The organism is Arthrobacter sp. SO3 (genome assembly GCF_020532825.1).
Taxonomy (GTDB): domain Bacteria; phylum Actinomycetota; class Actinomycetes; order Actinomycetales; family Micrococcaceae; genus Arthrobacter.
In genome coordinates this window covers 1-5654 of the sequence record NZ_MQTS01000074.1, presented here as the reverse complement: position 1 = coordinate 5654, position 5654 = coordinate 1, and the positions used below count along the sequence as shown (strand labels likewise).

The window sequence follows — 5654 nt, the reverse complement described above, 5'->3', positions numbered from 1 at the left end:
AAGAAAGGCTGGGACATCCCGGCCCACCTCGCCCACATCGAGTCCTCCGGCACCACCCGCCAGGAAGCCAGCTCACTTCTAGCCGCGCACTCCTGAACCCAGTTGTAACGATCGCGGCGAAGGGCCGGCACCGGAGGAATTCGGCGTCCGGCCCTTCGCCGTCCATCACGTAGAATTAAGGCACTATGGCGAATTCCCCTGATTCCAGCAACTCCTCTCCGGCTTCTGATGCTCCGAAGCGGGGCCTCTTTTCCCGTAAGCCCAAGGTGGCCAAGGTCAAGAAGCCGAGCCGTCTGAAGCAGATCGGCGAGGTCTTCCAGATGACCCGCCAGCACGACCCGATGGTCACGTGGCTCATGCTGCTGGCGTTCGTTGGCGTCGTTGCTGTCAGCTTCGTCGTCGGATTCCTGCTGGACAACTGGATCACCGGCCTGATCATCGGCATCCCGCTGGGCCTCCTGGCGGCAACCCTGATCCTGTCCCGCCGTGCCGAGCGCGCCGCATTTGCGCGGATTGAAAACCAGCCCGGCGCCTCGGGGGCTGCGCTGGGGACACTCAAGCGCGGCTGGATCGTCGAAGAGCAGCCCGTCGCCGTGAACCCCCGGACCCAGGACGCGGTGTTCCGTGCCATCGGCCGTCCCGGCGTTGTCCTCGTCAGCGAGGGCCCCAGCCACCGGGTCAAGCCGCTGCTCGACGCCGAGCGCAAGCGCCTCGCCCGCATCCTTCCCAACGTCACCATCCACGTGATTGAAAGCGGCCGCGGCGAGGGCCAGGTGCCGATCAGTCAGATCGCCAAGAAGATGACGAAACTGAAGAACGAACTGACCAAGCTTGAGGTCAGCACGGTCTCCAAGCGCATCTCCTCACTGGGAAGCCGCCTGCCCATTCCCAAGGGCATCGATCCCTACAAGGCCCGCCCGGACCGCAAGGCGGCCCGCGGACGCTAGGCCACACACGCCAGACCACAGGGACGCCCCGGTAACCGCCTTTCGAGGCCGGCAGCCGGGGCGTTTCCTTTGCCCAAAGCATCCCCTACGTCCCATCGGGACAGAACCCGGAGACTCCGCCATGAAACTGCCCTCCACGCCTGCCGTGATCCGAATCTTCAAGGTGCTGGCAATCGCCGAGGCATTCAGCTGGGCCGCCCTGCTGGTGGGCATGTTCCTCAAATGGGTCACCAGGACCACGGAGCTCGGGGTGGAGATCGCAGGCCCGATCCACGGGGCGTTCTTCATCGGCTACGGGATCTCAGCATTGACCTTGTGGGGTCTGCAACGCTGGCCGTTCCGGGTGGCCTTGTTCGCAGGGCTTTCCGCAGTCTTCCCCTTCGCCACGGTCGGGTTCGAGCGCTGGGCCGGCCGTCACGGCTACCTGACTATCAACACCGGACAGGATTCTTCCCAGCCGGCACAGGAGCCAGCCAGCGAAACGGCCATCGGCTAAGTCCGTCTGGTCCGTTCGAGGGTTCCGGTCCGCGGGACTTCGGAATACGCAAACCGCGTCCACCTCCAGTTGACGCAAATGGCCGCAAATGGCCGCTACGAGGGGTTGTTTAGCGGCCATTCCTGGCAAATGGGCGGCACCACAACCACGCCCGCGACCCAGTTGACGCAAATGGCCGCTACAAGGGGTTGTTTAGCGGCCATTCCCGGCAAACGGGCGGCACCACAACCACGCCCGCGACCCAGTTGACGCAAATGGCCGCTACAAGGGGTTGTTTAGCGGCCATTCCTGGCAAATGGGCGGCACCACAACCACGCCCGCGACCCAGTTGACGCAAATGGCCGCTACGAGCACCACGTCCACCTCCAGTTGACGCAAATGGCCGCTAGACGGGGCGGTTTAGCGGCCATTCGAGGCAAATCGCGGAGTCGAGACGGAGCCGCCGAGCCGCTCGAAGCGGCATGCGGCATGCGGCATGCGGCATGCGGCATGCGGCATGCGGCATGCTACATCCGGACGAGGACGGTGTTCATGGCCTTGTCGTGCAGTCCGCGGTGGTCGGGATCAAAGATGACGGCTGGGATCACCAGGCACAGGAGGAGGCTTCGGACCAGTGCCGGGAGCGGGCCGGCAGGGCCGCCGCCGAGCCGGATGACGTGGATCCCCACGATGCGGTGGCCGATGCTGTAACCGAGGGTGCCGACCAGCAGCGCCTGCTCGACGGCGAACACGGCAAGGGTGGCCCAGGAATCCCCGGCGAACGCGAAGTTGCTGATCAGCAGCGCGATTGCCCAGTCGATGCAGATAGCGACGATGCGCCGGCCGGCACGGGCAATGGACCCAGGCCCGGACTCGGGCAGGCCAAGCCGCTCCCCCGGATACTTCGAGATGCCGGATGTGTCCGGCCCGCTGAGCCATGAGCCTATGTCTTTGCGATCAACCACTATCCAAGACTATCGGCAATGGACGCTTCCGAGGATCTGTTCAGAGTGTGGACGCCCGGGGGCCACACTCTGGTCACGGATAGGCCACCTTGTGGACAGCGACTACCGTTTACCTGTCAGGGCGTTCTGTAACCTGCCGGAAACAAAGCGGACACCATGGGGAAATCCCGTGTCCTTAGGGTGGTAACAGTTGCTAGCGGCATAGGAGCGGGGTAGACGTTTGCGTTTTTCCCGCTGTCGGACTGCGCTGGACCACACGGCCTGACGGCCGAATCTTTCACATGCATAAGGAGCATAGATGTTCAAGACTGCGGACGAAGTCCTCAAGTTCATCAAAGACGAAGACGTAAAATTCGTCGATATTCGCTTCACCGACCTCCCTGGCGTTCAGCAGCACTTCAACGTGCCCGCCAAGAGCGTTGACGCGGACTTCTTCGTCAACGGCCAGCTCTTCGACGGATCTTCGATCCGCGGCTTCCAGGGCATCGCCGAGTCGGACATGCAGCTCATCCCGGACGTTACTACCGCGTTCCTCGACACGTTCCGCATTGAGAAGACCCTCGCGTTGAACTTCTCGATCGTGAACCCGCGCACCGGTGACCCCTACCACCGCGACCCCCGCGGCGTAGCAGAGAAGGCAGAGGCCTACCTGGCCTCCACCGGCATCGCCGACACCGCATTCTTTGCACCCGAGGCCGAGTTCTTCGTCTTCGACAACGTGCAGTACCAGTCCTCCCCGCAGGGCAGCTTCTACAAGATCGACTCCGAGGAAGCACACTGGAACACCGGTCGCGAGGAAGAGGGCGGCAACCTCGGCTACAAGACCCCGATCAAGGGCGGCTACTTCCCGGTCTCCCCCACCGACAAGCAGGCCGACCTCCGCGACGCCATGTGCATCGCCCTGGACGAAGCCGGCCTTGAGGTCGAGCGCAGCCACCACGAGGTCGGTTCCGCCGGGCAGGCTGAGATCAACTACAAGTTCACCACCCTGACCCACGCGGCTGATGACCTGCAGAAGTTCAAGTACGTCATCAAGAACACTGCCGACGCCTGGGGCAAGTCGGTCACCTTCATGCCGAAGCCGGTCTTCGGTGACAACGGTTCGGGCATGCACTGCCACCAGTCGCTGTGGAACGGTGGCGAGCCGCTCTTCTACGACGAAAAGGGCTACGCTGGCCTCTCGGACATGGCCCGCTGGTACATCGGCGGCCTGCTGAAGCACTCCTCAGCCGTGCTGGCCTTCACCAACCCGACGGTGAACTCCTACCGCCGCCTGGTCAAGGGCTTCGAAGCTCCGGTCAACATGGTCTACTCGCAGGGCAACCGCTCCGCCGGTATCCGTATCCCGATCACGGGCTCCAACCCGAAGGCCAAGCGCATCGAATTCCGCGCTCCGGACCCCTCCTCCAACCCTTACCTGGCCTTCGCTGCCCAGCTGATGGCCGGCATTGACGGCATCCGCAACCGCATCGAACCGCCGGCCCCGATCGACAAGGACCTCTACGAGCTCCCCGCCGAGGAAGCCAAGGACATCCCCAAGGCTCCGGGCACGCTCGAAGAGGCCCTGGATGCACTGGCCGAGGACAATGAGTTCCTCCAGGCCGGCGGCGTCTTCACCCAGGACCTGATCGACACCTGGATCGAGTACAAGTACGAGAACGAGATCCGTCCGCTCTCGCTGCGCCCGAACCCGTACGAGTTCGAGCTGTACTACGGCGTCTAACTAGAGGCTTTCCCAAAAGGGATTGCACGACGGCGGCCCCCACCTCCTGGTGGGGGCCGCTCGCTTTAAGCCGTCGGGGCCCGCGTACCGATTCAGCGCTTTCCGTACTTTCTGTGCACGGCCTGCTTGCTCACGCCGAGACACGTCGCGATAGCTTCCCACGACAACCCTGCCCGGCGCGCACGAAGTACCATTTCCGTCTCGGTGCGGGCCAGTTCCTTGCGCAGCTCGGCCACTTCGTACAGCGCCTCCGCCGGATCCTTGCCGCCCATCGAACCGATCAGTGTTCTCATCGGGCACCTCCTCGACGTCAACCCTAGTTGACAACCAGTTCCCAAGTCAACGAAAGTTGACGACATTGGGGCTTGAGGCTGCTTACCGACCCGCCGGAACGGAAGAAGTGGGTTTCTCTTGTAGCATGTGTCCCAAGTCCCTTCCCGGTCACGGCAAGGGCATTCTTTGGGGGAAAAATTGAAGAGATCTCTGTCGCGCGCGGCTTCTGCCGTCGGTGCCGCCATCATCCTGTCGACCGTCGGTTTTGCCGGCCCCGCCCAAGCCACTGCGGCGTGCTGGGATATTGGTGATGGGACGACGTGCCGCGACTACCGCGAAAGCGCCGCAGGCCTTGCCAAGGTTCGGGCGGCGCTCCAGCCGACTTTCACCGGCATCCTCAAGGCGGGGCAAACCCTCACATCCTCCCCAGGCCTGTGGCTCTTCGGCCAGGGGACCGAAACAAATACGCTGAAATACCAGTGGCTGCGCGACGGTGTCGGCATCCCCGGAGCCGTCGGGGAAAGCTACGAGATCGCGGGGTCCGACACCGGCCGGTCCATGGCGCTGCGCGTGACCGCTTCCGCCCCAGGGATGGATGACGGGGTGGAGACCACCCTGCCCTCCCCGAAGGTCAGTGGCGCAAACACGGCCGAGTACACGGCCCGGCCCGGCATCACCGGCGAAGTTCCGACCGTGTGGGGCTGGAACAGGGTCGGATTCACGCTGGAAGTCAGCAACCTGGGGACCTGGTCGCCCGGGTGGATGGCCTTGAAACTGCAGTGGCAGGCTGACGGCGTGGACATCGAGGGGGCCACCGCCGATACCTACACGATCAAGGTCCCGGACTTGGGCAAAATGGTCACCCTGAAGGTGACCGGCAGTTCGGCCGGCGTGCCAAGCCTGTCCATGTTCAACACAGCCCCGCCCGTCACTGCCGGCTTCATCGAGCCCACCGACGAAATGTGGCTGGCCGGCGGGAACAAGGTTGGCAACACGCTCAGTGTGGAACGCAGCCAGGGGTGGTACGCCGGCGGCGAACTGGTAACTCTTCTCTACCAGTGGGAGCGGGACGGCCAGGCGATCGCCGGGGCCACCGCAAGCACCTACACTGTCGTGGCCGCCGACGGCGGGCACTGGATCCGGGCGAAAGTCACCGCAACGGCACCCGGCTACAATCCGAACACCCAGACCTCGCTGTACAACGACATCGTCGCCGCGGACGGCGAGCTAGTCCCCGGCACCCAGCCCGCCCCGGCCCCGGCACCTTCCCC

The 5654-nt window shown here is 64.0% G+C and carries 5 protein-coding genes and 1 pseudogene; 4 read left to right on the top strand and 2 right to left on the bottom strand.

The window, feature by feature from the left end; translation table 11 throughout:
* Positions 1-185 precede the first annotated feature (185 nt).
* Positions 186-947, top strand: coding sequence for a DUF4191 domain-containing protein (locus BJQ90_RS07945; protein WP_226759755.1), 762 nt, complete (start codon positions 186-188; stop codon positions 945-947).
* 121 nt (positions 948-1068) lie between these two features.
* A complete protein-coding gene (locus tag BJQ90_RS07940; RefSeq protein ID WP_226759754.1) occupies positions 1069-1443 on the top strand; it encodes a DUF3817 domain-containing protein in 375 nt (124 codons plus the stop codon).
* Between the two features lie 506 nt (positions 1444-1949).
* Here BJQ90_RS07940 and BJQ90_RS07935 read toward each other — a convergent pair.
* The gene (locus BJQ90_RS07935) at positions 1950-2387 is read right to left on the bottom strand and encodes an RDD family protein (protein WP_226759753.1); all 438 of its coding nucleotides are present in this window, start codon (positions 2385-2387) and stop codon (positions 1950-1952) included.
* Between the two features lie 298 nt (positions 2388-2685).
* Here BJQ90_RS07935 and glnA point away from each other — a divergent pair, with 298 nt between their 5' ends.
* On the top strand, positions 2686-4110 hold the full coding sequence (glnA, locus tag BJQ90_RS07930; protein WP_226759752.1) for a type I glutamate--ammonia ligase: 1425 nt from the start codon (positions 2686-2688) through the stop codon (positions 4108-4110).
* A 92-nt stretch (positions 4111-4202) separates the two neighbouring features.
* Here glnA and BJQ90_RS07925 read toward each other — a convergent pair whose 3' ends face one another.
* Positions 4203-4403 carry an AsnC family protein gene (locus BJQ90_RS07925; protein ID WP_226759751.1) on the bottom strand — a complete coding sequence of 67 codons (201 nt, stop codon included), beginning with the start codon at positions 4401-4403 and terminating at the stop codon, positions 4203-4205.
* A gap of 178 nt (positions 4404-4581) precedes the next feature.
* Between BJQ90_RS07925 and BJQ90_RS07920 the strand changes: the two are divergent.
* Positions 4582-5654: pseudogene (locus tag BJQ90_RS07920) on the top strand (hypothetical protein); the annotation flags it as partial.

Excerpts from the sequence above, each read along its gene's own strand:
- BJQ90_RS07945 (WP_226759755.1), top strand. The coding sequence starts at position 186 with ATGGCGAATTCCCCTGATTCCAGCAACTCCTCTCCGGCTTCTGATGCT.
- BJQ90_RS07940 (WP_226759754.1), top strand. The coding sequence starts at position 1,069 with ATGAAACTGCCCTCCACGCCTGCCGTGATCCGAATCTTCAAGGTGCTG.
- glnA (WP_226759752.1), top strand. The coding sequence starts at position 2,686 with ATGTTCAAGACTGCGGACGAAGTCCTCAAGTTCATCAAAGACGAAGAC.
- BJQ90_RS07925 (WP_226759751.1), bottom strand. The coding sequence starts at position 4,403 with ATGAGAACACTGATCGGTTCGATGGGCGGCAAGGATCCGGCGGAGGCG.